General features: G+C 68.5%; 22 protein-coding genes and 1 pseudogene. 14 read left to right on the top strand and 9 right to left on the bottom strand.

What is annotated here, in order from left to right; all coding sequences use genetic code 11:
- Window positions 1-348: 348 nt before the first annotated feature.
- Together OHA05_RS00460 and OHA05_RS00455 are read right to left on the bottom strand one after the other, a co-directional pair.
- The gene (locus OHA05_RS00460; protein ID WP_313948500.1) at window positions 349-621 is read right to left on the bottom strand and encodes a hypothetical protein; all 273 of its coding nucleotides are present in this window, start codon (window positions 619-621) and stop codon (window positions 349-351) included.
- 159 nt (window positions 622-780) lie between these two features.
- Window positions 781-2,010, bottom strand: coding sequence for an MFS transporter (locus OHA05_RS00455; protein WP_328859395.1), 1,230 nt, complete (start codon window positions 2,008-2,010; stop codon window positions 781-783).
- A gap of 96 nt (window positions 2,011-2,106) precedes the next feature.
- On the opposite strand from OHA05_RS00455, the gene OHA05_RS00450 reads away from it, so the two are divergent.
- The 3 genes from OHA05_RS00450 to OHA05_RS00440 all read left to right on the top strand — a co-directional run bounded on the left by OHA05_RS00450 (window position 2,107) and on the right by OHA05_RS00440 (window position 7,123).
- Window positions 2,107-2,925 (top strand): LysR family transcriptional regulator, encoded by an 819-nt coding sequence (locus OHA05_RS00450; RefSeq protein WP_328859394.1) that lies wholly within the window; start codon window positions 2,107-2,109, stop codon window positions 2,923-2,925.
- A 467-nt stretch (window positions 2,926-3,392) separates the two neighbouring features.
- On the top strand, window positions 3,393-5,807 hold the full coding sequence (locus OHA05_RS00445) for a GDSL-type esterase/lipase family protein (protein ID WP_328859393.1): 2,415 nt from the start codon (window positions 3,393-3,395) through the stop codon (window positions 5,805-5,807).
- Between the two features lie 656 nt (window positions 5,808-6,463).
- Entirely contained in the window at window positions 6,464-7,123 is a 660-nt protein-coding gene (locus OHA05_RS00440; protein ID WP_328859392.1) for a class I SAM-dependent methyltransferase, read from the top strand.
- Here the strand turns inward: OHA05_RS00440 and OHA05_RS00435 are convergent.
- Window positions 7,120-7,968 carry a hypothetical protein gene (locus OHA05_RS00435; RefSeq protein WP_328859391.1) on the bottom strand — a complete coding sequence of 283 codons (849 nt, stop codon included), beginning with the start codon at window positions 7,966-7,968 and terminating at the stop codon, window positions 7,120-7,122. The two genes, OHA05_RS00440 and OHA05_RS00435, sit on opposite strands and share 4 nt — an antisense overlap.
- Before the next feature lie 217 nt (window positions 7,969-8,185).
- Here OHA05_RS00435 and OHA05_RS00430 point away from each other — a divergent pair, with 217 nt between their 5' ends.
- The 5 genes from OHA05_RS00430 to OHA05_RS00405 all read left to right on the top strand — a co-directional run bounded on the left by OHA05_RS00430 (window position 8,186) and on the right by OHA05_RS00405 (window position 14,813).
- The gene (locus OHA05_RS00430; RefSeq protein ID WP_328859390.1) at window positions 8,186-9,142 is read left to right on the top strand and encodes a GlxA family transcriptional regulator; all 957 of its coding nucleotides are present in this window, start codon (window positions 8,186-8,188) and stop codon (window positions 9,140-9,142) included.
- A gap of 107 nt (window positions 9,143-9,249) precedes the next feature.
- Window positions 9,250-10,248 (top strand): type I glyceraldehyde-3-phosphate dehydrogenase, encoded by a 999-nt coding sequence (gap, locus tag OHA05_RS00425; RefSeq protein ID WP_328859389.1) that lies wholly within the window; start codon window positions 9,250-9,252, stop codon window positions 10,246-10,248.
- Window positions 10,249-10,538: 290 nt separating this feature from the next.
- Window positions 10,539-11,201 carry an aminoglycoside phosphotransferase family protein gene (locus OHA05_RS00420; RefSeq protein ID WP_328859388.1) on the top strand — a complete coding sequence of 221 codons (663 nt, stop codon included), beginning with the start codon at window positions 10,539-10,541 and terminating at the stop codon, window positions 11,199-11,201.
- Between the two features lie 247 nt (window positions 11,202-11,448).
- A complete protein-coding gene (locus OHA05_RS00415) occupies window positions 11,449-11,883 on the top strand; it encodes a VOC family protein (RefSeq protein ID WP_328859387.1) in 435 nt (144 codons plus the stop codon).
- Between the two features lie 773 nt (window positions 11,884-12,656).
- The gene (locus OHA05_RS00405) at window positions 12,657-14,813 is read left to right on the top strand and encodes an ATP-binding SpoIIE family protein phosphatase (protein ID WP_328859386.1); all 2,157 of its coding nucleotides are present in this window, start codon (window positions 12,657-12,659) and stop codon (window positions 14,811-14,813) included.
- 88 nt (window positions 14,814-14,901) lie between these two features.
- Here the strand turns inward: OHA05_RS00405 and OHA05_RS00400 are convergent, their stop codons facing one another.
- The gene (locus OHA05_RS00400; RefSeq protein ID WP_328859385.1) at window positions 14,902-16,089 is read right to left on the bottom strand and encodes a type III polyketide synthase; all 1,188 of its coding nucleotides are present in this window, start codon (window positions 16,087-16,089) and stop codon (window positions 14,902-14,904) included.
- 867 nt (window positions 16,090-16,956) lie between these two features.
- Here OHA05_RS00400 and OHA05_RS00395 point away from each other — a divergent pair.
- From OHA05_RS00395 to OHA05_RS00380, 4 genes and pseudogenes are all read left to right on the top strand, one after another.
- Window positions 16,957-17,727 (top strand): polysaccharide deacetylase family protein, encoded by a 771-nt coding sequence (locus OHA05_RS00395; protein ID WP_328859384.1) that lies wholly within the window; start codon window positions 16,957-16,959, stop codon window positions 17,725-17,727.
- Window positions 17,728-18,006: 279 nt separating this feature from the next.
- Complete coding sequence (locus OHA05_RS00390) at window positions 18,007-18,642, top strand: cysteine hydrolase family protein (protein ID WP_328859383.1); 636 nt, start codon at window positions 18,007-18,009, stop codon at window positions 18,640-18,642.
- Window positions 18,643-18,954 (top strand): annotated as a pseudogene (locus OHA05_RS00385) (hypothetical protein); the annotation flags it as partial.
- Between the two features lie 21 nt (window positions 18,955-18,975).
- The gene (locus OHA05_RS00380) at window positions 18,976-19,791 is read left to right on the top strand and encodes an alpha/beta fold hydrolase (RefSeq protein ID WP_328859382.1); all 816 of its coding nucleotides are present in this window, start codon (window positions 18,976-18,978) and stop codon (window positions 19,789-19,791) included.
- A gap of 389 nt (window positions 19,792-20,180) precedes the next feature.
- Here the strand turns inward: OHA05_RS00380 and OHA05_RS00375 are convergent, their stop codons facing one another.
- From OHA05_RS00375 to OHA05_RS00365, 3 genes are all read right to left on the bottom strand, one after another.
- A complete protein-coding gene (locus OHA05_RS00375) occupies window positions 20,181-20,921 on the bottom strand; it encodes a class I SAM-dependent DNA methyltransferase (RefSeq protein WP_328859381.1) in 741 nt (246 codons plus the stop codon).
- Between the two features lie 318 nt (window positions 20,922-21,239).
- Window positions 21,240-21,602 (bottom strand): DUF1330 domain-containing protein, encoded by a 363-nt coding sequence (locus tag OHA05_RS00370; RefSeq protein WP_328859380.1) that lies wholly within the window; start codon window positions 21,600-21,602, stop codon window positions 21,240-21,242.
- A gap of 261 nt (window positions 21,603-21,863) precedes the next feature.
- Window positions 21,864-22,919: a medium chain dehydrogenase/reductase family protein gene (locus tag OHA05_RS00365; protein WP_328859379.1), complete on the bottom strand. Its 1,056-nt coding sequence runs from the start codon at window positions 22,917-22,919 to the stop codon at window positions 21,864-21,866.
- 107 nt (window positions 22,920-23,026) lie between these two features.
- Between OHA05_RS00365 and OHA05_RS00360 the strand changes: the two genes are divergently transcribed.
- A complete protein-coding gene (locus OHA05_RS00360) occupies window positions 23,027-23,677 on the top strand; it encodes a TetR/AcrR family transcriptional regulator (RefSeq protein ID WP_328859378.1) in 651 nt (216 codons plus the stop codon).
- Between the two features lie 247 nt (window positions 23,678-23,924).
- On the opposite strand, the gene OHA05_RS00355 is transcribed toward OHA05_RS00360, so the two are convergent.
- Complete coding sequence (locus OHA05_RS00355) at window positions 23,925-24,413, bottom strand: hypothetical protein (RefSeq protein WP_328859377.1); 489 nt, start codon at window positions 24,411-24,413, stop codon at window positions 23,925-23,927.
- Between the two features lie 413 nt (window positions 24,414-24,826).
- Between OHA05_RS00355 and OHA05_RS00350 the strand changes: the two genes are divergently transcribed.
- Entirely contained in the window at window positions 24,827-25,297 is a 471-nt protein-coding gene (locus OHA05_RS00350) for a GNAT family N-acetyltransferase (protein WP_328859376.1), read from the top strand.
- A gap of 150 nt (window positions 25,298-25,447) precedes the next feature.
- On the opposite strand, the gene OHA05_RS00345 is transcribed toward OHA05_RS00350, so the two are convergent.
- Window positions 25,448-26,635 carry a PP2C family protein-serine/threonine phosphatase gene (locus OHA05_RS00345; protein ID WP_328859375.1) on the bottom strand — a complete coding sequence of 396 codons (1,188 nt, stop codon included), beginning with the start codon at window positions 26,633-26,635 and terminating at the stop codon, window positions 25,448-25,450.
- Between the last annotated feature and the right edge of the window lie 144 nt (window positions 26,636-26,779).

The raw sequence follows: 26,779 nt of genomic DNA, 5'->3' as shown, positions 1-26,779 counted from the left end.
CGGCCCGCTCCCGCGCCACACCAAACCCGGTCAGGGGCCAGGCCGCGACGTGCCGCCGTCGGCGCGGGCGACGTTGCTCAGGGTCCCGCCGAGCGCGGCGAGTGCGACGTCGCGCTTGCGCAGGCCCTTCCCGGTGAAGAAGCACGTGCTGCGCCACGTGGGCAGCGCAGTGAGGTCCTTCTCGTACGTCCGCGATCTTGCGGGTTGTCAGCACACCCGGTCTTGCGATCGCGCGAAGCGGCCCACGCCGGGCCCGACGTCATGCTCTCCGAGGCCAATGCCCGGAAGTGGGACGACGGCTGGATCGCCTTCCGGCCCTGGACAGGGAGAGGGGTGCCGGCGAGTCGCCTACGGGCCGGGGGTCCGGCCGGCGCATTCGGGGTAGCGCTCGTCGACGGAGCAGCGGGTGTAGTCGTCCGGGCGTGCCAGGAACTCGACCGCCTGCCCGGCGGTGTTCACGATGGTGATGTGAGGGCCGCCGTGGCGGTCGTCCATGTGTGCAATGACGCCGTATGGCTCGCCCCAGTCGGCACGGTCGGCGCGTTGCGGCTGCGGGGCGGCGGTGCCGCAACCCGAGACCAGGAGGGTGGTCGCGGCGAGCGCGACGTACGACTTCTTCACGGTTGCTCCGGAGGCGGGTTGCTGCGCTCGGTCGGGCGGTGAACACCGGTCGGTGCCCGATGAGTTCAACGGTTCCGGGCGCTTCGAGGCACGGTTCAGCCGGAGGGCCACGTCAGTTGGAGTTCCGCCCGACTGCGTGGTGGCCCACGGCGCGCTGCCTCAGGGGGACCTAGGGGACGTGCCGTGCGTCGAGACGCTCGACTCGTGACGAGCCGAGGTGGGCGGCCGAGGTGACGGACAGCGGCGGGACAGGAGGAATCCAGTCAGCGCGGCGGCGAGGCCGGCCAGCCCGGCCGCCGCGAAGCCGCCCGCCGGTGCGGAGACGTCGATCGCCACGCCGACGATCGGGGATCCGAGCGCGAAACCCGCACTCTGCGCGGAGGATTGCAGACCTGTCGCCTCACCCCGCACGCCGGCCGGCGCCAGTCGGCTCACCGCGTCGGCCACAGCGGAAAGCGTCGGTGCCGCGAGAAATCCGGTGCCGACAACGGCCACGCACAACCAGCGCCAGTCGTGGGCAAGCCCTGCGGGAATCGTCACGAGCCCGAGCAGACCGAGCAGTAGCCATGTGGGCAGCGACCGGGACAGCGCGCCGTAGATCAGCCCGCCGACGACAGAGGTCAGGCCGAGTACAGCAACGACCGCGGCGGCCCAGGACACCTGGCGTGCTTCATCGAGCGTGGCGACGATGGCGAGGTCGACGCCGCTGAGCAGCGTCGTCGTACCGAACGCCATCGTCAGTACGGCGACCATGCCGACGCCCAGCCACTCCCGTCGCCGGGGCCGTTCGGCCGCGCCGGCACCCGCCTCGTCCTCGGATCGCAGCGGCGGGTTGAGCACGGCGATACCGGTTCCGCCGGCCACGATCGCGACGCCGAGTCCCCATACCACCACGCCGGGGGACACCTTGGCGGCGCACAGGATCACGATCGCCGGGCCCACCATGTACGACAGTTCGCCCTGCACCGATTCCAGCGCGAACGCGGCACGGCGCTGTTCCGCCATGGTCATCGCGGCGATCGCCTGCCTGGTCACGGGCGGCGCCGGCACCATCAGCAGCCCCGCCGTGAATGCGGCACCCAGGAGAGCCTCGTACGGCAGGATTGGCACGCCCAGCCAGAACACGGCCTGGGCAACGACAGTTGTCAGCACCACCGTACGCAGGCCACGCCGATCGATCATGCGGCCGAGCAGCGGCCCGCCCAGCGCCAGCCCGGTGGTCAGAGCCGCCGCGACACCGCCGGCTGCCACGTAGCTCATGTTCAGGCCCAGGACGACATGCATCGTCAGTGCCATCACGGCAGCCGTGATCGCCGTGCGGGCGACAAAGGAAACGCCCAACAGCGATGCCAGCCCCGGCACAGCGAGTAGCTGTCGGTATCCGGTCACTCGCCTGACGCTAGATTCTCCCTCAGGTCATAGGTAGTGGTTCATTTGCTGGCGCTGACATAATGAATTGTTATGGCCAGGGATCTTGAAATCTCCTTGCTGCGGTCCTTCGTCGCCATCGTGCGGGCAGGCAGCATCAGCCGCGCCGCGACCACGCTCGGACATACTCAGCCCGCACTCAGCCAGCAGGTGCGCAAGCTCGAGAGGGCCATCGGCCGTCCACTGCTTCACCGATCACCGTCCGGTGTGTCGCTGACCCGGGCGGGCGAGGAGCTCCTGCCGTACGCCGAACGCATCCTCTCGCTCTCCGCGCAGGCACTTGCCGAAACCGGGCGCACGCTCACCGGCCGCTGTGGTGTCGGGTTGCTCGAAGACCTGGCCGCGTCCCAGCTTCCGCAGGCCCTCGCCGATCTTGCCCGGCTGCACCCCGGCGCGACCCTGGAGGTGCTCAGCATGTCCAACGCCGCGATGCGGGAGGCCTACGACACAGGCCGCGTCCAACTCGTGCTCAACGAGGTGCCGGCCGTTCCCGGACCGCCGCGCTGGACGGTACGCCGCCCTTTGGTCTGGGCGATCGGCCAGGGCGTGGACGTGACTGCCGATCCGCTGCCTGTGGTGCTGTTCTCCAACACGTGCTCGTGGCGTACGTCCGTGCTGGAAACCCTGGAACGTGGCGATCGGCCCTGGCGAGTGGCGTTCGAAAGCAACAGCCTGGTCGGTGTGCTCGCCGCGGTGCGGGCAGGGCTCGGCGTCGCGGCGCTCATGCCCACGAACCTCGAGCCGGCCATGGCATGCCACGACACGGACGCCCTGCCCACCCTGCCGGACGTCGAGCTCGGCCTCGCACGGCACCCACGATCCGAAGGCGATCCGCTGATCGATGCCGTCGAGACCGCGCTGCGACGCATGATCTGAGCTTCGCAGCCGGCGGACGCGAGCGCTGCATGGCCTCCGGTACCGCGACCACCTGGAAATGAGCAGGCGCAGACTCCCGTCGGCCTTGCCGTTCCTGCCGCTTCTCGGATCCGCCCGTTCGCTCCGCCGTTCCAGGCGAGCGTTCCGGGGAGGGACCATCTGCCCAGCTCACAGCACGTTCCAGCGTTCCACCTTCCCTATTGTCCCGGGCGGCTGGCCTGTGATCACCCGGTCCCCGCAAGCTGTGGACAGCGCCACCGCCTCGGTGGGGCAACCTGCGAAGTCGCGTCTGTGCCAGAGATGTTGGCGCGGACGTCGTACTGATCGCCTGCATCTCGGTCCGGGTCCCGGTGAGCAGCGGTCACCGACGTCGCGACCCGCACATGACGAAGGCACCGTCGCCGGTGAGGCCGAGCAACGGGCGCCTTATGTGACGTCACGCAGGGATGAAGCAAGGGGGATTGGTTTTGAATGTATTGAGACATGCCCGACAGATATCTCTGATCGCCGTACTGGCGATCACGGCAGGTCTCCTGTCGCTGGTGTCACCTGCCACCGCCCGTGCCGACGACCGGCCACTGACGACCACGCCGATCGTCACCTGGAACATGGACGGGCAGGGGGACGGCAGCAAGTGGGCTTCGCTCAGGCAGTTCATGAACGGCGGCGCCCAGATCGCGCTTCTTCAGGAAGCGGGATCGACACCACCTGGCAGCGCCATTTCACAAGCGGCTTATGTGACGGCAGACGGTGACCGGATCACCCAGGGAACATGGAACCCCGGAACCAGCAGTCGGCCCGAGGGGCCGTACGACGTCTACTATCTGCAGACCGATCAGAACCCGACGAATGCGGGCCGGGTCAACTCGCTGATCGTGACGAACGGGACGCCTGACGAGCTGCGGGTTGTTCCGGGCCAGGGCGGGCGGGCTGCGCTCGGTGTCCGGTTCGGCGACCATTGGTACTTCACGTGGCACGCAAGTTCGCGCGGCGGCAGTCCCAATGATTCGTCGGCGATGATCACTCAGATCCGTGACTCCGTGCGCACCTGGGGAGGGGTGGACGCCGGCGGAAACAGTCAGCACAGCTTTACCGTGGGGGCCGACTTCAACCGCATTCCAGCGAACCTGACGAATGAGGCGGCCTTCCCGAACGGCGCCCACCTGTACCATCCCGGGCTCCCCACTCGATGGCCGAGTCGGCGGGAGTACGACTACTTCGTCTCGTCGTCGGTGGTGCAGAACCCCGCCGTCACACGCATACCCATTCCCCGGACTCAGTCGGACCACGATGCGACGTGGATGGGCGCGATCCGTGGGTCGGCGGATATTGCGAAACTGCCGGGGTTCGAACTGGCGGTGGCCGGCGACTCCATCAGCGAAGGGTTCCGGAGCCTTGACGGAAACGGGTTTCGGGACGATCTCCACCGCGGTCTGCTGGACATGATCAGTGCGGCCTGGTGGCCGATCTCCTTCCCCAAGCGGTCACTGGACATGGTGGGGTCGCGGCGCAACGGAAACATGCCCGACCCTGAGCACGAGGCCGTGAGCGGTAACCGGATCGAGCAGGTCGCCGAGCGGCTGGCAACGTCGCTGCCTCGGCTCCGGCCGAACGTCGTGACGCTCATGGCAGGGACCAACAACGTGGCGCGCGACAACGAGCCGGGTGAGGTGGCCGCTCCCAGACTGAGTGCTCTGGTCGACCAGATCCTGGGCGACGTACCGGGCGTGACGGTCGTGGTGGCGACGGCGGTCCGCGTGAAGTCGGACGCCGGCGACCAGGCTCGGATAGACGACTACAACAACCGGGTCCGTTCCCTGGTGGAGTCGAAGCGAAGCTCCGGCAAGAAGGTCGTCCTGGCCGACATGGACGGCTTCCTGGAGGCGAGCGACATGTACGACGACCTGCATCCCAACGATGCCGGCTACGCCAAGATCGGCAAAGCGTTCGTCGCCGGCATCGCCACTGCACTGCTTCAGGACCTGATCACCGCCCCGTCCGGCAGCGCTCCGGCGTCCTGCACCGGCGGCCAGGACCGGTGGGAGGTGCGGCAGAAGTTCGCGGCCGGTGTCGGTCGGCCCGAGCGCAACGTCTGGTTCGCCGACATGGACGGTGACGGCCGCGACGACTACCTGTCGATCGGTGAAGGCGGTTCGGTCGATGTCTGGTACAACCGGGGCGGCGACAAGGACGGTAAGCCGGGATGGCAGCCCGGCGGACGGATCGCCAAGGGCGTCGGCCTGGACCCGTACAAGCAGAGACTCGAGTTCGGCGACGTGGCCGGTGACGGCAGGGATGACTATCTGGTCGTCGACATAGCCACCGGGGCGGTGGACGCCTACATCAACGAGGGCGGCGACCGGCCGGACGGCACCCCGGGATGGTCGGTGCGCAAGGGCTTCGCCAAGGGCACGGCCGAGGCGGCTCACGGCGTTGTGATCTTCGGCAACGTGGCCGGCAGCGACAAGGACGACTACGTGGTGGTCAACTTCAGCCCCATCAGGGGCGCCATGTTCGCCTGGGAGAACACCGGCGGTGACCGGGGTGACGCGGCGGGCTGGGTGCCGCGAGGGAAGATCGCCCAGGGCGTGACCCGCGACTTCGGCAACCAGTTCCGGCTGCAGAACCACGACTGCGACGGGAAGGACGACTACTGGGCGCTGCAGGACAACGGCGCGGTCGACGTCTGGATCAACAAGGGCGGCGACAAGCCGGACGGCACACCCGGCTGGGCGCCGCGCGGACGGACCGCCTCGGGCGTCACCAGCTCCAAGAACGTCCGATTCGGCGACGTGGACGGTGACGGTCGCGACGACTACTTGGCCGTCGGGAGCGACGGCTCGGTCGACGCGTACCTCAACCGAGGTGGCGACCCCGCCTAGGAACCGGATCACATGGGCTGCCCGGCCGCATCGGCGGGGCAGCCCTGCCGGCTGCCGGGGACCGGGTGGCGGCCGCGGCCGCCGCAGCTCCCGCCCTGATCGTGGTCGCCACGGTCGCCCAAGGCGTGGAGCAGCGGAGGGCTGCGTCGCAGATCGAGCGGATCGCGGTCGCGGTGGCCGTGCTTCAGCTGGCGACGGAAGACCGGACGGGCTACCGGCGAAGGTGCCGTGCCGGCCGCCGTCGGCCTGCCAAGACCGCGTCTGGGCAGTCGAGTTGCCCACCCCTTCTGATGTTCGGCATCTGGCGTGGTGTTGCCGGACCACGGCATCATCCGGATCATGTGGTTCTTCCTGGTGCCTCTCCTCACGCTCATCGCGCTCGCATCATGGGTCGACTGGAGAGCCCGAGGGCGCAGGAGCCGTATGCGCAGCGGAACGGCGATGGGACGCGACGTGCGGGATGCCCGCCGCGATGCGGACGCCTGGCAAACCGGGTCCTTGGGACACAGCGGCGAGGACATCTCGTGGATGAAGAAGCGGGCACCATGACCGGGCCGCGCAGGGTGCTTGGCGGTCAGGGCAGCTATCGGTCGAGGCTCGCCTCAGTAGCTACGGGAACTCGATGTGGCGACCGGCTCCTGGGCTAACCTGCGGGTGTGAGCACCGGACATGAAGGACCAGAGTCCGAGAGGTGGTTGGCGGACACCCGTGCGTCCTACGATGCCGACGCCACCAGCTACGCGGACGAGGTGCGCAACCTCCTTGCCGAACTGCCTGCCGAGCGGGAGGCCATGGCGCTGTTCGCCGAGTGGGTGCTGGCGCGCGGCGGCGGGCCCGTCGCGGACGTGGGCTGCGGGCCCGGGAGAATCACCGCCCACCTGAGGAATCTGGGCGTGGACGCCTTCGGTATCGATCTGTCGCCCCGGATGATCGAGGTGGCGCGACGTGAGCATCCCGGTCTGCGATTCGAGGTGGGGTCGATGACTCAACTCGACCTAGCGGATGGCGCGTTGGCCGCCCTGGTCGCCTGGTACTCGATCATCCACGTCCCCGACGACGCGATCGGCGCGGTCCTGGCCGGCTTCCGTCGGGTGCTGCGGCCCGGCGGTCTGCTGCTGCTCGGTTTTCATGTCGGCGACGCGTCACCGCCGAAGCCGCGGGAGGACGGCGAGAGCTGGCCGGAGTCCTACGTCCGTCGTCGCCGGCCGATTCAAGTGGCTGCCTGGCTCGATGAGGCCGGCTTCATTGTCGAGACCCACCCCACGCTTACGTCGGCCGCGCGCACGCTCGGCGGAGTGCTGCTGGCGCGCCGCTAGGCGATGCTGGGCCCCTGGGCTTGACGTGGCGTGTGCCACGCGGGCGCAGACCGTGGGCGCAAACGGTGGGAGGGGTCGAACTGCGGCATCCCGGGCGGCAGGACGGGCCGTAGGGCGTCGAACACCCGGCGTGCGGCGTCGTCCGTGCAGTCCGCCACCGTTCTGGTCGCCTGGAGTACGACACCGCCGACGGTGAGCGGGACGATCCGGTGAAACGCCCCGGTCGCTGCCAGGGCCTCGGGGCCGCCCAGCCTCTGCGAGAGTTCCTCGGGGCACACCGTGGTCCAGGAATAGCCCCGGAGGATCGTTCTGGTCTCACGTACGGAGTCGCGCACCCTGCGGCCCGGCACACAGTCGAGATGGGTGTCGTCGGTGGCCGGACCGTCGTCCCCCAGCCAGGCGAAGGCCGGGTTCACGGCGTCCAGCGCGGCGACGAGAAGCGCCACGGCACCGTCGCAGCACGCGGGGTCGCCCGGACTGCCCAGCGCATCACCGAGGAGCAGTCGTCCCCCCATGTTCGGGCGGCGCACGTTGATGCTGGAGCTTCTGACATGGGCGGCGGGCGTGTCCAGAGACTCACTCCACAGCGTCACGAATGCGGTCTCGGGCTCGCGCAACAGCTCCTGACGCATTTCACTCCACCCCGTCGAGACAAGGCCGAAGTCCATCCGCGCCGCGCGCTCATCGGCATGGGTTTCCGCTGCCGAGTAGGCACTTCCCCGAGGCTCCTGCTCCACGAGGTCTTTCAGGGGACCCGTCAGAGCCGCGTCGTACGAGGAGGCGAGTCCGTTCCCGGCCCCGCCGCCGGTCGCGGCGTCGAACGTCACGATGGCCCGCAAACCCATGCCCGCGCTCCTTGCTGGGTCGAGTCGTGCCGAGGGCCCGCTGTTCGGCGGCGGCGCGTGGAGGTGGCCGGGGGTGTTGAGGAGGCCGGCCTTGACGATACGGGGCGGTCCGAGGGCCGATATCGTCGTCCGCGCGGTGGAAGGCGGCGCGCCGTTGTGTTGTCTGCCCGTGCGCGTGGTGGGCGTATCGACGTCGCGCCCCACGTAACCTCATCCTGTGCCAGCCTCCCGCCTGCGTCGCGTCGCCGTCCTTGTGCTCGAGGGTGCGAAGCCGCTCGATGTCGGAATTCCCGCGCAGGTCTTCACGACCCGCGCGAGCATGCCGTACGAGGTGCGCGTGTGCGGGGCGACACCCGGTCTCGTCACCGGTGGCGACGGCCTCGCGTACCACGTCGCCCACGGCCTCGACGCGCTCGCGTGGGCCGACATCGTCTTCGTCCCCGGCTACCGGTTCCCCGACCGCGACGACCCGCCGCAGGCCGTCGTCGACGCACTGATCGCCGCCCACGACCGGGGCGCGCGGCTTGCCGCCATTTCGACGGGAGCCTTCGCGCTCGCCGCCACGGGCCTGCTCGACGGCAGGCGTGCCACGACGCACTGGCACTACACACGAGCACTCGCGGCCAGGCGTCCGCTCGTGCAGGTCGACGAGAACGTGCTGTTCGTCGACGAGGGCAGCGTACTCACCTCGGCCGGCGCCGCCTCCGGTATCGACCTGTGCCTGCACATCCTGCGCGGCGACCTCGGAGTGGCCGCGTCCAATCATGCGGCCCGGCGTCTGGTCGCCGCCCCCTACCGCAGCGGGGGCCAGGCCCAGTACGTGCCGCGCAGCGTCCCCGAGCCACTCGGTGAGCGGTTCGCCGCCACCCGCGAGTGGGCGCTGCACCGGCTCGGTGACCCCCTCACCCTCGACACACTGGCCCGGCAGGCCGAGGTCTCGCCGCGCACGTTCTCCCGGCGCTTCGTCGAGGAGACCGGCTACACGCCGATGCAGTGGGTGATGCGCGCCCGCGTCGACCTGGCCCGCGAACTGCTCGAGCGTTCGCAGCGCAGTGTCGAACAGATCGCCGCCGACGTCGGGCTGGGCACCGGTGCGAACCTGCGCCTGCACTTCCAGCGCATCCTCGGCACCACGCCGAGCGAGTACCGGAGCACCTTCACACGGGGCGAGTGACCCGCCCGGCACTGCCTGGCGGGATCCTTTTGAACCATGGCGATCCCGCCACTGTCAGCGGCGCGAGCCGAGGGCGACCCTGGTGGCGAAGGGAAGGGACATCACTCATGACTCGCATCGCCATCAATGGATTCGGCCGCATCGGACGCAATGTGCTCCGCGCCCTGCTGGAGCGCGACAGCGCCCTCGAGATCGTCGCCGTCAACGACCTGACGGAGCCGGCCGCTCTCGCCCGGCTGCTCGCCTACGACAGCACCGCCGGCCGGCTCGGGCGCCCGGTGACCGTCGACGGGGACGTCCTCGTCGTCGACGGCCGCCGGATCAGGGTGCTGGCCGAGCGCGAACCGGCGCAGCTGCCGTGGGCCGAACTCGGCGTCGACATCGTCCTGGAAGCCACCGGCCGCTTCACTTCGGCGAAGGCCGCCCGCGCCCACCTCGACGCGGGCGCGAAGAAGGTACTCGTCGGCGCACCGTCGGACGGCGCCGACGTCACGCTCGCGTTCGGGGTCAACACCGACGCCTACGACCCCGACGTGCACACGATCGTCTCCAACGCCTCCTGCACCACCAACGCGCTCGCCCCGCTGGCCAAGGTGCTCGACGACCTGGCCGGGATCGAGCACGGGTTCATGACGACGGTTCACGCGTACACGCAGGAGCAGAACCTGCAGGACGGTCCGCACCGCGACCCCCGCCGCGCCCGGGCCGCGGGCGTCAACATCGTGCCGACCACGACCGGCGCCGCCAAGGCGATCGGCCTGGTGCTGCCGAACCTCGAGGGCAAGCTGTCGGGCGACTCGATCCGCGTACCGGTTCCGGTGGGCTCGATCGTCGAACTCAACACGACCGTCGCCCGCGACGTGACGCGCGACGACGTGCTGGCGGCGTACCGCGCCGCAGCGGAGGGGCCGCTCGCCGGCGTCCTCGAGTACTCGGACGACGCGCTCGTTTCCTCCGACATCGTGGGCAATCCCGCCTCGTCGATCTTCGACTCGGAGCTCACCCGTGTCGACGGCCGCCACGTCAAGGTGGTCGCGTGGTACGACAACGAGTGGGGCTTCTCGAACCGCGTGATCGACACGCTCGAATTCCTCGCCACCCGCTGACCCGACGCCGGGTGGCACCCCGCCCCGAGGGCGAATGCGCCGCCTGCACCGTCTTCTCGCCGCTCTGGTTGACCAGTCGGGTCAACCAGAGCGCGCATGCACAGAAGTGGGTCCGCCCCGCTCTCTCTTGGACAACACCCCCGGGGCTGCCCTGGAGGGCAATGTCCAGCGCTGACCACCTTGGCGACCGGCATTCGAAGAAGTCATCGACGGCATCTGGTAATTGGTGCCGCATCAGGCAGCATGCGCCCTGTTGGCAGGCGATGTATCGCTCAGACAGAATGCCCGGCATGGAGTTGATCGCGCGGGGGCGGGACGCTGACGTGTTCGCCCTGGATGAGTCCAAGGTGCTGCGCCGGTACCGGCACGAGGGGCGGTCAACCCACCTCGAGTCGCGCTTGATGACTCATCTGGCGGCGAATGGGTATCCGGTGCCGAAGGTGTACGAGGTCACCGATACCGACATGGTTCTTGAGCGGCTGACCGGCCCGACGATGCTGGAGGCATTGGCCCAACGCCCTTGGCAGGTACGTTCCCTTGGCCGCGCGTTGGGCCGCCTCCACCATCGGCTCCATGCGTTGCCGGCACCGAACTGGCTGCCAAAACGGTTCGGCACCGCAGGCAATGACCGAGTGCTGCACTTGGACCTGCATCCGGACAACGTCGTTCTGACGGCGCACGGCCCCGTGGTGATCGACTGGAGCAACGCGCGCGCTGGTGATCCCGCTGCCGATGTGGCGATGACCATCGTGACCGTCGGCAGCGCTGATGTCCCCGGCGTCGTCGCACGTCTGGGGCGGGGCTTGCTTCTGCGAGCCGTCCAGGGCAGTTGCGGAACTGATCCCGCACCGCGACTCCAGGAGGCGCTCAACATCAAACTGGCCGACCCGAATCTGACAGCCACAGAGGCAGCATGGTTGCGCAACCGTGCTGCTGTCTCTGCCGGTCCCTGAATCCAACGCGGGTGCGGTGCCGGTATCACCCTGCTGATCGCCAACCAACCTGCACGGTCGAAGGAAGATCAAAGGGAGCCCTACAGTCCCCGTGCCGGGCGGCGTGCCCGACGGCGTCCTCCGCGACGATCCGTCCGCGCCGCGCCCTGTCACGGGTTCCGGGCCGATCCGGGTGTGTTCCGAGCACAGCCTTCGGGCGGATCCGTCTGGGAAATGACCGGCAGAGCCTGCCTGCTATGGTGCGCCGATGTCAGCGATCAAGAAGTTCCAAGTCACCTTTGACAGCGCCGAACCTGAGCGCCTCGCTCGCTTCTGGTGCGAGGTGTTGGGGTACGTCGCACCGCCGCCGCCGGAGGGGTTTGCCACTTGGGATGACTTCAACCTTTCGCAGCCACCTGAGCAGCGGGATTCGTGGTTCGCGTGCACAGATCCCTCGGGTGTGGGCCCGCGGCTGTACTTCCAGCGCGTCCCCGAAGGCAAGGTCGTCAAGAATCGGGTGCATCTCGACGTCCGGGTCGGCACCGGGCTTGTGGGGGACGAGCGCCTCGCCGCGCTCGAAGCCGAGTGCGCACGACTGGTCGCGCTCGGCGCCACCCACGTGCAAACGCTGTATGCGGATGAGGAAAACGAGTCGTGCATCCCGATGCAGGACATCGAGGGCAACGAATTCTGTGTCGACTGAGCATTCTCCGAGGCAGGGAGGCGGGGAGCCGCCTCCCTGCCTCGCTGGTCTCGTACGGGGCGGGAGCTGCCGGTGAGGGCGAGGTTGTGCAGCCGGGCGATGTCTGGCATGGCGGTGTGAACGCCGTCGCCTTTCAGACGGCAGTCATGAAGGGGGTGGCCGACGGTGCGATGGGCGGCCGACTTCGACACCCCGAGCAGTTGCGCGAGCTGCCGCAGCGTCAAGGTCGTACCCCAGTAAGCCGCTACGAGCAGGATCCGGCGCTCCGGAGTCGGGGTCCGCAGTCGACCCTTCCGCACCTTGGTCCGTACTGTCGCTCCGCATCGCGGTGACCGGCAGCCCAGCACGGCTCCGTGTCGGGGAACGCCGCTGTTTCCGACCGGCGGGAAAGTAGACGAGACGGTCGGTTTCGTTGATCCTGTTCGAGGAGCCGACGTCTGCGCACGCCCGCAGCGCCGGCAGAGGATGAGAAGTGCGTCGATGAGCGGACCCTGAGCCGGCTGCTGCAGGCCGGAGTCAAACCGGCCGACACGTGCCTCCAGCAACCAGTGCTCCCGCGCCCGTCGTCGCATCCTGGCGGCCCCGGCAAGGGTGAGCACAGCCCCCACGGGCCGCGGCACGCCGTCACCGTCCACTGTCACCGCGCATGCGCTGGTGTGGGCGAAGCGGCTCCTGCTGTTGTTCAATGAGGTGTGCCGTCAGGGATCTCGGGGCCCCTCGCACGGGTCCGACTACAGCCCCGGTGCTGCGCCGGGGATTGCTGAGAGAGTCGTATGGACTCCACACATCTCCCTTCGTCCTCGTCGGCGTTCGACCAGGTCAGCCGAGCCCTGGGACGCTACAACCCGCGCGGTGGACCGGCCGCCGATCCCGCCGACGCGCAGGGGGACCGCGCCGCGCGCCACCCCGCACCCGACAGCCTGGCAGCCGGCCATCAGGAGCAGATTCTCGGCGCGGTCAACCTGAACCAGGATTTGATGATCACCCGCTGCAATCTGGACGCCCCCGTGTTCGCGGGTCTGGACGCCGCGGCCGGGAAGCCATTCGTCGACCTCCTGCCTCCCTGGGACGTACCGACGGTCACACGGCGGCTGCGGCAGGTCGTGGAGACCGGTCAGCCGCATGTCGCCCGAATCCAGCGCCTGCGCCGCCGCGACGGGTCGGAGCTGGTGGTCTCGCTGAGCATCCTGCCTGCCGCGGCGCCTGAGGAGGGCCTGACCGTCTCCATCATCGCCATGGCCAAGAGGCTGCACCTGTACGCCGCCGAGACCGCGATCGGCACGTCGCTCGACATCGGCGAGACCGCCCAGTCGCTGGCGGAGTCCCTGTTGGCCTGGGGAGACGTGGCCGCCGTCGACCTCGACTTCGCCGTGTGGACGGGTGAAGGCGTCACCGGCCAGGTGCGCAGGCGCATCCGACTGCGGAGGGCAGCCCTGGTGCCGGACCGGGCCTGGCCCGAGGGCTATGTGACACCGGGCGACGACCTCCCCGGCGACGCGAGTCGTCTGCTGGCGCAGGCGGTGCTTCGGAACGATGCTCCGCAGACCATCGTCATACCCGACCGCGAGGCGGTCGAGCGGGTGCTCCAGAGCCCACGAGTGGTGCGTGCCCTCGTGCCCGTCGACCGGTCGGCGGGTGTGGCCTGCATACCGCTGGTTCTGGACGGTGTGCCGCCCGTCGTACTGGGCGTGGCGGAGGTCTGGCGGCGGGCGGACAACCCCTTCCGCGACAGCGAGCTGCTCGACCTGCAGGAACTGGTGGCCAGGACCGCCCACCACGTCGACCTGGCTCGTCAGCACCAGCGAGAGCACACGCAGGTGCTGGCACTGCAGCGCCGACTCCTGCCACGGACCGGCGGCGACACCATCGCGATCGCCAGCGTCTACCAGCCCGCCACTCCCGACAGCGCGGGCGTCGGCGGCGACTGGGTGAACAGCTTTCCGCTGCCGGACGGCCGTACCGCGCTGGTGGTCGGTGACGTCGTCGGTCACGGCCTGGGAGCTGCGGCAACCATGGGCCAGCTGAGTATGGAGGCCCGCGCGCTGCTGTCCGCGGGGCTCGCACCGGACGAGGTACTGGAGCACCTGGACGAGACGGTGACGCTGCTGGATGACGCGGAGTCCGGGCTGGCGGCCGGGTACAGCGCCCTCGGCTCGACCTGCTGCATCGCCCTCTACGACCCGGTCAGTCACTACGTGGCGCTGGCCAGTGCCGGCCACCTGCCCCCGGTCCTGGTCACGCCGGACGGGCACGCGGTACCGCTCGCGCTGCGCCCTCACCCCGGCCTGGGCGCAGAGTTCGCGCTGCGGGAACCGTTCGACGTGCACACCTTCGTCGCCCCTCCGGGCTCCCTGCTCGCTCTTTACACCGACGGCCTGGTCGAGGATCCCGCCCTGTCGATCGACGAAGGCATCGACAGGTTGGCGGACGTCGTGTCCACGGTGCACCCCTGGGATGCCCTGCAGCAGGCCGCACGGCACGTCGTCTCCACGCTGGCTCCCGCGCGCCAGCGCGATGATGTGACGCTCCTGCTCGCGCGGATGATCGGCTACCGCGAGGGGGACACGGCGACCTGGCGGCTGCCCGCCCGCCTGGACGCCCCCGCTCGCGCCCGAGCGCAGGTCTTTGCGCTGCTGAGGCAATGGCGAACCAGGAACGACACCCGGGACGAGATGGTGCTGCTGGTCAGCGAGCTGGTCACGAACGCGGTCCGCTTCGCTGCCGGTCCCATCACGGTACGGCTGATCAGGGCCGGCAACGGTCTGCTGTGCGAGGTGGGCGACACCGGCAACGGCAGGCCACGCCTGAAGCGGGGCGACCTTCTCGACGACAGCGGTCGTGGCCTGAGCGTCGTGCACAGGCTCACGACCCGGTGGGGGGTGCGGTGGACGGACACCGGGAAGGTCGTCTGGGCGGAAGTCGCGAGGTGACGCTGCTCTGCGTCGGGGACGCGGCCGGCGTACGGGAGCGCGGAGTGGCTTCTTCGGCTTCTTTCCGTGTGGGTGGCGCAGCCTCGTACTACAGCCACTCTCCTTCCAGGGCGGTGGCCGTCAGGCCCGGTGCCGCCGCGTACAGAACGGCGCGATTGCCGGGCTTCTGCTGCCCGGCGTCATGCGCCCGCCGCAGGATGTCGAACACGGCGGCGCCTCCGCGGTTGCCGCTGGTGTAGCTGTCCCGGCTGTAGTCGAGCAGCCCCCCAGGCCACGTTTCGGGCATCGTCTGCTCCATGTACTCCAGGACCCTGGTCCCGCCGGGGTGGGCGAGAAGCACGTCAGGGTGCCAGGAGCCGGGGGAGTCCTGGTGACGGACGCGCAGCCAGTCCCACATTGCCGTGACGGTCTCCTGCACGGCGCGCGGCCCGCGCCGGTCCATCACGAAGTGGGTGCCGTCCGCCCGTGTCTCCAGGCGGTGCAGGTCCTGGGTGCCGGGCAGGGTGTGGTGCCAGGCGGCGTCGAGCCGCAATATCGATTCGAGCCTCGGGCGGCCCGTGACCACCGCGGCGACCGCCGTGTCCGCGAACAGCAACCGGACTATCAGGGACTCAAGAGTGTCGTCCGCGGGCTGGTAGGTCGTGCTCAGCGCCTCCGCGATGACGACCAGGACGACCCGATCGGGGTCGGCGGCCACGAGGTCCGCCGCGAGCGCCAGGGAGCGGGTCCCCGCGATACAGGCCCACTGAGTGGCCGGCAGCAACATCACATCGTTGCGGAGCGGCAGCTTGTTGGCCAGGGCTATGTCCAGTCCGGGCAGCGCCGGGGTGGTGGAGTGACTGGTGATCAGACAGTCGACGTCCGAGGCATCCAGCCCGGCTGACTGCAGCGCTCCCCGCGCTGCACGCTCCCCATAGGACTGCACAGCCTCCCAGGCCGGCGCCGTGCGCTCCTGGACGGTCTGCGGCGCGGGAATGGTCTCGAGGGCGGCGACCACGCGGTCCACGTCCTGCTGGGTGAACCCGTCGCGTGTCAGCGCCTGTTGGGCCGGTTCGACGCCGATGGTCCGCAGGCCGCTGTCGTTGCCGGGCGCGACGGTGGTCTCCAGGGGCAGCATCCACCCGCGAGTCTCGATGCCCGTACTGGCCGCGATGCCGTCGATCCGCGGCGCCCACGCCGCATGCGCGTGCCGGTCGCTGACCTCCGCCACTATTTGGCTGGTCTTGACGGCGTGCTCGCCGTGTATCACGGCAGGAGGGCAGAGGTATGCGGCCATGCTGGAGCACCTTCCAAGGGAAAACGGGGGAACAGAGAGGGGGGCAGGGATGGACACACACGTGCTGTGCCGTGGGCCGATTTCATCCTTCGAGCCCAAGAGCGTGGAGATGGGCTGCACTTCGGGCGTCCGTGTCTGTTCCGAGCATGGGGCTAAACGGACATTTGCGCTGTGATGTAGACAACGTAGGCGCGGACTGAATGTGTGACTCGGCCCACACGGTTGAATGGCGAGCGCCCTCAGGGCGGTTTGGCGCTTTCCTGATCTACCGTCAGCCAGCGAGCTGCGGTTGTCGCTGTCGCTGCCCCTGGGGTGGGCTGGGCTTGGGCGACAGGTTGCGAACGAAGCGCGCCGAGTCTCCGCGATGTGGACATCGACGTACTGCGCGAGAGTCAGCCCCTTCTGAGCGCCCGCCCTCGAAGTCGATGCGGCGGAGCAGACTGGCGTCGTTCGGTGCTGACCGACCCAGCGCGGTCAGGAGCTGATGCGGCGGCGGTTCGACCTGGCTCGGTGTCCGGCGGCCGGACGAGGCGGTCTGCCATTGGACGCCGAAAGCCGCTCACGCACCGGATCGTCCATCACCTGTGCCCACATGGGAGCGAACTCGCCCTCATCGAACACCGCTACAAGCGACGGGCGTCGGCAGGCGGGGGAGTGGCTCGCTCATGACGCTTGCCTCCCGTGGCGTGCCGGCAAGCCGTCTGCCCGGCCCCTGGCCAATCGGCCTGTGCGCGGAAGAGTTGTCTGCGGTCTCTCCCGGAATTGTCCGTGCTTGGTAACGGACGCATCCATGGGCCTGCCTGTCTCGTCCTGCAGGGCGGTCGCAAAGTGACCGGGGAGCGGCGAGGACTCGGCGAAGGGGCGGACATGGCGCAGCACGGCGGCGGGCGGGGCTGGTACGGCAAGGCGATGGGGGCGGCGCTCGGGGTGACACTGCTCGCCACCGGTGCCTCGGTGTGGACCGCGCAGGCCGGTGCCGTGGACTCGTCATCGAGAACGGCCGCGCCGGCCACGCCGGGCAGCGACATCAAGCAGGTCGCAGCGACCATCGCGCACGCCTCGGAAGCGGGCGCGCGGGGCGTCAACATCACCATCGACGACGGCCCCGACCCCGTGTGGACCCCTCAAGTGCTGGACGTGCTGGGGGAGTACGGGGTGAAGGCGACGTTCTGCATGGTGGGGACGCAGGCGCAGGCGCACCCGGACCTCGTGAAGAAGGTGGTCGCGGCCGGACACCGGCTGTGCGACCACTCGGTGTCGCACAACACCGCCATGGACAAGGATTCCCAGACCTACCAGTCGCAGCAGATCCTCGACGCCGAACGCATGATCACCAAGGCGTCCGGGGGCGTACGGCCGATGTACTACCGGGCGCCCGGTGGGGCTTTCACGCCTTACAGCCGCAAGCTCGCCGCTTCCCGGGGCATGCGCCCGCTGGGCTGGAACGTGGACACCAAGGACTTCGAGCGTCCGGGTACGGACGTCATCGTCGCCACCGTCGAGCGGGAGCTGCCGGGCGGACCGACACTTCTCTTCCACGACGCGGGCGGTGACCGCACGCAGACGGTCGAGGCCCTGCGCCGGCTCCTCCCCCGACTCAAGGAGCGGGGCTACTCTTTCGGCTTTCCCGTGCGCTGAGCCCCGGCCCTGGTCCGTCCAAGAGTCTCGCCCCCTGATGCAACTCGCCCTGGAACGCGGGACCCGCATGGAGCGACGGGTGCTGCCATTCCGGGCTGTGGACCTTCAGGCACGCGTGACCTCCACATTTACCGAGAGCGAATCACCCCCGATTTGCGACCCGCATGCGCAGGACACAGAATTTATCTGGGGCGGATAGCTGTGCACGTTCCGGTCCGGGTGGTCGAGGGTGGGGCGATTGGCGATTCCTCGTGCAACCCAGGCAGTAAGGCGGAGGTCATGCAGGAAAACGAATACCCCCCTGGATGCACCGGACTACTTCTCATTGACACGGTCAATGAAGTCTTCGCAGAAAACGGGAAAGGATACCCGCAGTACAAGGAAGAATTTGAGAGAATCGGGGTGGTGGAGAATCTGAAAAGCCTTCTGGCGGGGGCGCGAAGGAACGGTCTGCACATCTTCTTTTCCGGTATGTCCTACAGTGACGATGAGTACAGAAACTGGCGACACAAGTCGGGCATACATCAGGCAATGTTCGAGAGCAGGCTTTTCGAGCAGGGGACATGGGCGGTGCAGTTTCACCCTGATTTCACGCCCGGCCCCGGCGAAGTGGCACTTGCGCCGCACAAGAACATCGATGTCTTCATGACAACGGACCTGGACACGCAGCTGCAGCGGCGAGGCGTGGAATACCTTGCCATTGCCGGGATGATCGGCTCGATGTGTGTTGAATCGACGGGTCGTGGCGCAATGGAACGCGGATACCACGTCACGATGCTGAAGGACGCCACGGCCTCTGATGGCGGTAAGCAGGAGTACGACAGCATGGTCGGCCGGTACCCGTTGTTCGCCCACTCCGTGCTCACTGTGGATGAGTACCTGGCCGCAGTCGAGAAAAGCACTGGAGTCAGGTAGGCCCTCGCGAAGATCACCCACTGCCAGGATGTGCTGCTGGAGTTCTTCGACTATCCGGCCGACCACTGGATCCGCCTTCGGACGACCAACTCCTCGGACGACCAACACCATGGAGTCGACGTTTGCCGCCGTACGGCTGCGCACGAAGGTCACCAGGGCGCCGGCTCACGAGCTGCGAGGCCGCCCACGGTGTCAGGCGCGTTGAGGCCGCCCAGGCCCGCTGGAGAGCCGTCAACGGCTCACACCTGGTCCCCGCTCGTCCAGGCCGGAGTCCGCTTCGAACGTCCGCTTCGAACGTGGCCTCCTGGATGAATGCTCTGAAATGATCGCAGCGTGACAACCAACTCCCGCGAACGATCTGACGTGCCTCCGCGTGAAGTCCGCATTCCTGCTCCTGACGGCGGTCGGCTCTGGGTGGAGCGCAACGGCACGGGAAGCCCGGTCGTGCTGCTGCACGGCGCCGGCATGGACTCCCGCCTGTGGAATGCCATCGTTCCGGAACTGGCCCGCCACCACGACGTGATCCGCTACGACGCCCGCGGGCTGGGACGCTCAACGCGTCCGGACAAGCCGTTCAGCGACGTCGAAGATCTGCGCGCTGTCCTCAACCACTTCGGCCTTCGTCGCGCCGCGCTCGTCGGGCTGAGCATGGGCGGGGAGACCGCGCTGGACTTCGCCCTCGCGCACCCGGAGCGCGTCACCGCACTGGCCCTGATCGGTGCCTCGGTCAGCGGTCATGTCTGGCCACAGAGTCCCGAGTTGTCGGCCTACGCCACGGCCCGGCGCGAGCGCGCGACGGCCACCCTGGCCGAACTGGAACTGGCGATCTGGGCAGCCATGGGCCGTACGGCTCCCGGAGGAGAGCTCATCGAGACGATGGTCGCCTCGAACGCCGAGCAGCGAGTCGTGAGCGAAGAGCACTGCGTCCTCTCCATGGGCCGTGATGCCGAACCACACCTCGCAGACATCGCCGCGCCGACGCTGGTCGTCCACGGCGAACACGATCACCCCGAGATTGCGGTGATCGCCGAGCGACTTGTCGCCGATATCCCCCGCGCCTGTGGCGAGACGATTTCGGACGCCGACCACTACCTGCCGCTCCGGACACCCGAACGTCTCACCAAGCTGCTGCTGTCCCACCTGCCCTGACACGCGGAACGTCAACGATCCACACCTTGCGTCGATTGCTCGGACGTGGCGGTGTCGTCTCTCCATCGCCTGTCGCAGCGCCGGCCAGGGTAAGCCCGTGTCCCTGGGGGGCGCGTTGAGCTGCTCCATCACTTGTGGACTCGCTGCAGGCGGCGATGGCGAGCAGCGGCGCGGCTGTGATCGCCGCGGCGGTGCGGGCCCGCATCGTCCCCAAGGACGTGCGGATGAGGGACCACCGTCCAGGACGGGAGAGATCGGTGTCCGGACTGTGCGGGACGTTCACGCGGAGGTGTGCGAGCGCTCCGACTCGGCCTCAGCTCAGAAGCGCGGCTTGGCCGCTGGGAGTTACAGGCCGGGCTCGGCCCGCACGGACAAGCCGGTGGCTGACCTCAGATGGGCTTGCGCCACACGGAGACGTGCTTCTGGGAGTCCTGGGCGAACGGGCCTCCGTCCCAGTCCGCGACGCGACGTTCGAGCTCGAGCCCGGCGATCCGCGCCATCAGGTCGAGCTCTGCCGGCCAGACGTACCGGTGCCGCGAGGTGCCACGACGGTAGTGGCCGTTCTCGTCGTCGCGGGTGAAGTGGTGCGAGACCAGAATCTGCTCGACCAGGTCGAAGGTGTCGAAGCCGAGATGCTGCTCGGAGACGTCGAACGGTACCGCGAACTGGCCGGGCGGAAGGAACCGCAGCGGCGGCACGCCCAGCTCGATGACGAACCGCCCGCCGGGCTCCAGATGACGTGCGGCGTTGCGGAAGCACTCGACCTGTTCGTCCTGCGTGAGCAGGTTCGTGATGGTGTTGTAGACGAGATAGACCAGGGTGAACCGCCCAGGGACGACGGTGGTGGCCATGTCTCCGATGGTGACCGGGAGCATGCTCTCGTCGATCTTGCGCCGCAGAACCGCGGCCATGTGCTCGGACAGTTCGATGCCCACTACCGGCACGCCGCGTTCCCGGAGCGGGACGCCCACTCGTCCGGTTCCGATGGCGAACTCCAGTGCCCGGCCCTCTCCGGCGAGCTCGGCGAGGAAGGCGAGAGTCGGTCCCAGAACCGCAGCCGAGGACCGTTCGGTCTCCTCGGCGTCGTAGCGGTCGGCGGTCGCACGGGTCCACAGTTCACTGCTCGTCACGGACGGCCACTTTGCCGGGCGTCGAGGGGCGTTGTCGACATATTTACCTTCCACCGGCTCCGATGGCACAGTTCGCGGCAGGAACTCACGCTGCTGCAGACGCGCTCGTAGTGGCGCAGCAACTCGTCGGGGCCAGGGCAGGGTTCTGATGTGAGGCGCGTGTACGGCACAGCATGAGTCCGGGCTGCTCCCAGCCGGAAGCGTCCTGGCTGCGCCTGGAGGAGCCGTGGGAGAGCCGTTTCGCCGGTGACGGCCTCCGGATACTGATGTGTACTACGAGTCCGTAGTACCTCGTTGCCCCAGGAAGCGGCAGCAGGATTACGCGGTCGACCGGCCCGCTCGGTCGGCTTCTGTTCGCAACGTGCGCGCTCGCTCGGCCGGGTCGTAGTTCGGACCGACGCCCTCGATCAGCACCAGGTCGCCCTCTATGTGGTCGGTACGCAAACGCAGGATGGCGCGGTAGGCGGGGGAGTCGTACCAGGAACGGGCTTCGGTGACGCTGGGGAACTCGATCAGCACCATGCTGCCGGGCCACGTACCTTCTACGACTTCGGTCGGCGGACCGTGGATGACGAAGTGGCCGGCGAAGGGGTCGAGCGTTGCCTGGATGCGCTCCAGGTACTCGATGATGTCGGAGTGATTCCGTCGGCTGCGGAGATGAGCGAATCCGTAAGCGGGCACCACGGGGCTCCTTTCGTTCCGGGCATGTGAGCGATGACCCGGAACCTAGCCGAGGGTGGTTGCGCAGTGCGATTACCTCTGGGGTAATGGCCGGGCGCCACATCGAGGCGATCCCAGTCCGCCGGGCCACGGCACGCAAGGTCACCGCCCTGCCGCCCCCGGAGTCGAGCAACCCCGCTGCCGCGGCCAGGATTTCCCCGGGCAGCAGGTGCCCATCGCCTCGGCGGTTCCCGTGGGTGTGAGGGTGATCTGCTGTTGCGGTCAACGCCCGGGCACGTCCGGGACGATGACGATCTTGCCGGCGACGGTGCGCGATTCGGCGAGCGCCAGCGCCGAACCGGCATCGGACAGCGGGAACTCCGCCGCGATCTGCGGGGTGAGTACGCCCCCGGCGAGCAGCCGCAACACCTGGGTGAGGTCCTCGCTCAGCCGGGCCCGGAAGACGTCCAGGCGACGCTTTCCCGCCCAGAAGTTGTAGAAGTGCGCGCTCTTGCCGTTGGGAAGGCAGTTCCACAGGGCCAGTCGCGCGAAGGACTTCAGCACGGGCAACCGCGAGTTGCCGGTCTCGTCCTTCGTGGCCGCGGTGCCGTAGGAGACCAGCGTCCCGCCGCGGCGCAGCAGCCGCCACGACTCCTCCAGGCCGGCGCCGCCGACGTGGTCGAACACCGCGTCGACACCGTCCGGCGCGATCTCGCGGATGCGCTGGTACATGTCCGGGTCGCGGTAGTCGACCGGGATCGCGCCGAGCTCGCGCACCGTCTCGTGGTGACGCGCGGACGCCGTGCCGATCACCCGGATGCCGGCATGCCGGGCCAGCTGCACGAGCGTGGAACCGACGCCGCCGTTGGCGCCCAGCACCACGATCGTCGCGCCGGAGCGCACCTTCGCGGTCCGGTGCAGCATCTGCCAGGCCGTGATCCCGTTGACCAGCATGGTCTCCGCGGCGGCGGCGCCGACCTCGTCCGGCACGGCCACCAGGTCCGCAGCATCGACCAGCAGGGAACTGGCCCAGCCGCCCACCTTGGTCACCGCGGCGAACCGGCGTCCGATCATCGCGGCATCCACATCAGGGCCGACAGCGGTCACGGTGCCGACCACGTCGTATCCGGGCACGAAGGGGAAGGGCGGCTGGTCGTAGTACTTGCCGCGACGCATCTGCTGCTCGGCGAAGGAGATGCCGGTCGCATCCATCCGCAGAACTGCCTTCCCCGCAGCCGGGGCCGGGAGCTCGCGGGTGCGGACCTCCAGCCCGCTCGGCTCGACCTTCCCGGGCAGGAGGACCTCGGTGACGGTGGTGGTGAGGGCGCCGTTGGTCATGGTGGACTCCACGTCTCGCTGCGTTTGCTTACAGTCGTAAGGCTACGCATGAGAGGTCACTCAAACAAGAGGTAACAACTGTAAGGTTGTTTGTGTAAGATAACGGGATGGAAGAAGACGGCACCGCGACGACCGCTCCGACGCCCGCCCGCACGCGCAACCGGCGGGGGGAGGGTGCCCGTCTGCGGGACGACATCGTGGCCGCAGCCGTCGAACTCCTCGAGGAGACCGGCGACGAAAGCGCCATCACGCTGCGATCCGTCGCCCGGCGGGTCGGGATCGCCGCCCCTTCGATCTACCGCCACTTCCCGGACCAGCCGGCCATCATGCTGGCCGTTGCGCAACAGGCTTTCGCCGAGTTGGAAGGGCAGCTGAGCGCCGCCCTCGACGCCGGTGACGATCCGCGGCAGCGGCTGTTCGCCGTCTGCCATGCCTATCTGACCTTCGCGGAGGACCACCCCGGGCGCTACCGCACGATGTTCGGTGGACTCTGGATGCCTGATCTGAGCGAGGGCACCCTGACCGACACCGACATCTCCTCCCTCGGCGATGCCAACCTGGCACTGCTCCGCGGCGCCCTCGGCGACTGCGTCGCGGCGGGTTACGCCACGAGCACCGACTTGGTCGCCGACTCCGTGGCCTTGTGGCTGGGCCTGCACGGGCTCGCCCACCAGCGGTCGGTGACCGTCGCCTTCCCATGGCCGCCGGACATCGCCGAACGCATCATCACGACGCTCGCGCACCTGCACGCCGAATAGGGTGTACGACCGTCCCGCACATCGGCTCGCAGGAGGCGGCGGGCTCACGGCGCCTACTGCATCACGAGCCCACCGGACGGTGCCGTTATCGATGAGCGGGAGGTGGCTGCTGGCCGGGCCCTGGCCTGCGCACATGGTCACCCCGGGGTGGGCGCCGGGATCGTGGGGCAACTGGTACCGGACGCCCAGAGGGCGCCGCGGACCTGGTGCGGTCCACGACGCCCTCGGAAAATGTCCGTGGCCGGAGTTAGAGGTTCTCTCGCTTCCAGACATTGACATTGCTCTTTGACGGCACGATGACGTTCTTGCCCGAGTAGACCGTCTTCCACTTGCACTGGCCGGAGTTGAATGTCTTCTTGGCCACGGAGAAGGACTTCGACGCGTGGAACATTCGAATGCGCTGGGTCTTCCCGCTGGCAATGTCCAGTCGGTAGGTCCAGGTGGTGTCCTTGGTCCACGCCTTGGCGTAGGACCCCTCGATCTTGATGTTGGCCTCGGCGATGATCGCGCCGATGTCTCCGCCGATGCCCGCAGAGCCTGTCCAAGTGGAGGTCGCAGCCTTGGACTTCGAGTACGAGATGGAGCCCGGACCCTTGATGAAGTCGCTCATCACGTTGGTGGGGCGGTAGGCCACCTTCACGTTGGAGATCTTGAAGATCGGCTTCTCGGGCGCACAGGCAGCAAAGCTCGGCTGCGCCGTGATGGCTATTCCTCCCGAGACGAGTGTGAGTACCACTGCACCATGGGCGAGGCTTCTCATGGATCCCCCGATTTCTCCGGCGAGGCGCGCCGGATGAATACTGTGCACGGCTGGTGCCGTGCGGTCGTGAGTAGTCTGTCGTCGAACTCGGCGGCACGGAAAGGGACTTGAGCATCTTCTGAGGTGTCCGGGGCATCCCACTGGCCCGGGCGGCGACTGTCAGCCGGCGAACGTGACCGGGTGCCGTTGCGGTCGGCCGGACGGCCTGTGGGAGGTCTTCCCGGAAGTAGCGCCTGAGCACCGATGCGTCGTAGCTGCCTGATCCCGTATCGGCTCACGTGGTGGACGACGCCGGTCCTCTGTTCCGGGTGGTGTGGCTCGTCAGCATGGAACCGTGATCTAGTCGGATCGACGGCTACAGGCAGCGATCGAGAAGGGTGGTCCGTGCCGTGTCAACCAACGGTGCCAGGCGGATCCGACGCGCCGAACCTGACGAGGCCGGTGAGCTTGAAAGGCTCCAGGAGCGATCGTCGACTCACTGGGGGTACCCACCGGGCTACTTCGACTGGGCGGGTGATGCTCGGGCGATTTCGGATGCCTATGTGCGGAACAACCCGGTCTTCGTCCTGGAGGAGGATGGTAAGAGGCTTGGCTTCTACGGTTTCACGGAGGGAGACGGTGACCTGCTCCTGGACAAGCTCTTCGTTGACGCCGACGAGATCGGCAAGGGTTACGGCAAGCGTCTCTGGCAGCATGCGATCCAGACTGCGCGCGAGCTCGGGCGATCTGAGTTCATCGTTGGTTCGGATCCGAACGCCGCGCCGTTCTACGCAGCCATGGGAGCCGAGCAGTATGCGACGAAGCCGACCGCCGAGCCATCCTGGACCCTGCACATGTTCCGTTACACCCTCTCCAGCTGAGGGCTGCCCTCGAACCCAGGGCCCTCGAGGCCCCGGCCGGCCGCTCGCAGGCGGGCCTTCCCGCTCGAGACCCTGCTGAATCGCATCATCGTCGACTGGCAGCAAGGCCGACACGCACGTGCGCACTGGACCACCGAATCGAGCATGTCGTCAGGAATCCGAGTGCGCGTCCCGGTCGTCCCGCGTGACCGTGTCGACGCAGTGTGCACCGTGCGGCGACGCGTCCGAACGATGGACCGTCTCGCGGTGCTGCGACGCGACCGGCGGGTCTGTGCGGCGGATGGCCACCATCGCCACGTCGTCGGCGAATCGGGTGCCTACGTATTGCCGAAGGTCGTCGTGGACGGCGGTCAGAAGATCACCTGGTGCCAAATGGGTCCACGAGCGCATCCGGTCGGCGAGCGGGTAGAAGACGCCGGCGGTATTGCGGGCCTCGATCACACCGTCGGTGTAGAGAAGGACGGTGGCACCTGAGGGAAAGTCGAGGGTCCGCACCTGGAGGTCCGGCCCGTTGAAGCGGGCCAGGCCGATCGGTGGCATGGAGACGGTCGGCTCGAGCGTGGTGACCGTGCCGTGCATCACGAGCAGCGGCGGCGGGTGTCCGAGGTTGATCAGGGAGATCCTGCTGTCGTGGTCGGCGGCCTCGAGGATGACGGCGGTGACGAAGCTCTCGTCCAGATGCTTGCCGCGGATGTCGGCGTCTTCGGCACGTGCAGCGGCGCAGTCGCGCATGTCCTCGCCGAATTCGGCTTCGAGTTCGGCGACGAGGACGTCCAGCCGGCTGTGGTGCCGTGCCGCCCGCCGGAACGAGTTCAGGACGGAGTTGGCCATCTCCAGCGCGGCCAGGCCTTTGCCCTGAGCGTCCCCCAGCAGGACCCGGATGCAGCCGTCGCGCTCGACGGAGGCGTACAGGTCACCGCCGATCGCGGCCTCTTCGTCGGCGGCGCGGTAGAGCGATGCCAGGGTGAAGGTGCCCGCTCGGCGCGGCAGCGGACGGAGCAGAATGCGCTGGGTCACCTGGGCAACCCAGCGGGAGTTCGCCAATTCGCGCTCCCGCCGCCGGCGGACGTCGCTCGCGGCCAGAGCGGCCAGGCTCAGGAGCACAAACGCTCCGAACTGGAAGGGAAAGTTGGTTGCGCTCAACTGAAGGTTGGCGGCGGCGGCCAGCACCACGCACGGGGTCGTCACCAGGACCACCAGCAGCACACCGGCCGGCCCCAGGAAGGCGGCCGAGAGGACCGGTGCCGCCACCATCACGGGGCCGAGCCGGATGTCGGGCGGGGTGAGCAGGTCCACGACCAGCACCACCAGAGGGAACAGCAACAGGACCACGAGCACCGGCACACGGTGTCGCCGTGGCCGACCATGCCACGGTCCGCCGCCGGAGCCTCTCACCACGACCGACTTGAGGAAGCTGTCACCTCGCACATTCAACCGCACTCCTCGACTCCCCCTGCTGAAGGAAGAGGGGTGTTCCGGCGA

It is taken from the genome of Streptomyces sp. NBC_00306, assembly GCF_036169555.1.
GTDB lineage: Bacteria > Actinomycetota > Actinomycetes > Streptomycetales > Streptomycetaceae > Streptomyces > Streptomyces achmelvichensis.
Note: the sequence above shows the minus strand (reverse complement) of the source record. Positions and strands in the feature narration are given on the sequence as shown.

Coding starts and splice junctions, on each gene's coding strand:
- OHA05_RS00435 (WP_328859391.1), bottom strand. CDS start 7,968: ATGGGTTTGCGGGCCATCGTGACGTTCGACGCCGCGACCGGCGGCGGG.
- gap (WP_328859389.1), top strand. CDS start 9,250: ATGACTCGCATCGCCATCAATGGATTCGGCCGCATCGGACGCAATGTG.
- OHA05_RS00420 (WP_328859388.1), top strand. CDS start 10,539: ATGGAGTTGATCGCGCGGGGGCGGGACGCTGACGTGTTCGCCCTGGAT.
- OHA05_RS00415 (WP_328859387.1), top strand. CDS start 11,449: ATGTCAGCGATCAAGAAGTTCCAAGTCACCTTTGACAGCGCCGAACCT.
- OHA05_RS00405 (WP_328859386.1), top strand. CDS start 12,657: ATGGACTCCACACATCTCCCTTCGTCCTCGTCGGCGTTCGACCAGGTC.
- OHA05_RS00400 (WP_328859385.1), bottom strand. CDS start 16,089: ATGGCCGCATACCTCTGCCCTCCTGCCGTGATACACGGCGAGCACGCC.
- OHA05_RS00395 (WP_328859384.1), top strand. CDS start 16,957: ATGGCGCAGCACGGCGGCGGGCGGGGCTGGTACGGCAAGGCGATGGGG.
- OHA05_RS00390 (WP_328859383.1), top strand. CDS start 18,007: ATGCAGGAAAACGAATACCCCCCTGGATGCACCGGACTACTTCTCATT.
- OHA05_RS00365 (WP_328859379.1), bottom strand. CDS start 22,919: ATGACCAACGGCGCCCTCACCACCACCGTCACCGAGGTCCTCCTGCCC.
- OHA05_RS00360 (WP_328859378.1), top strand. CDS start 23,027: ATGGAAGAAGACGGCACCGCGACGACCGCTCCGACGCCCGCCCGCACG.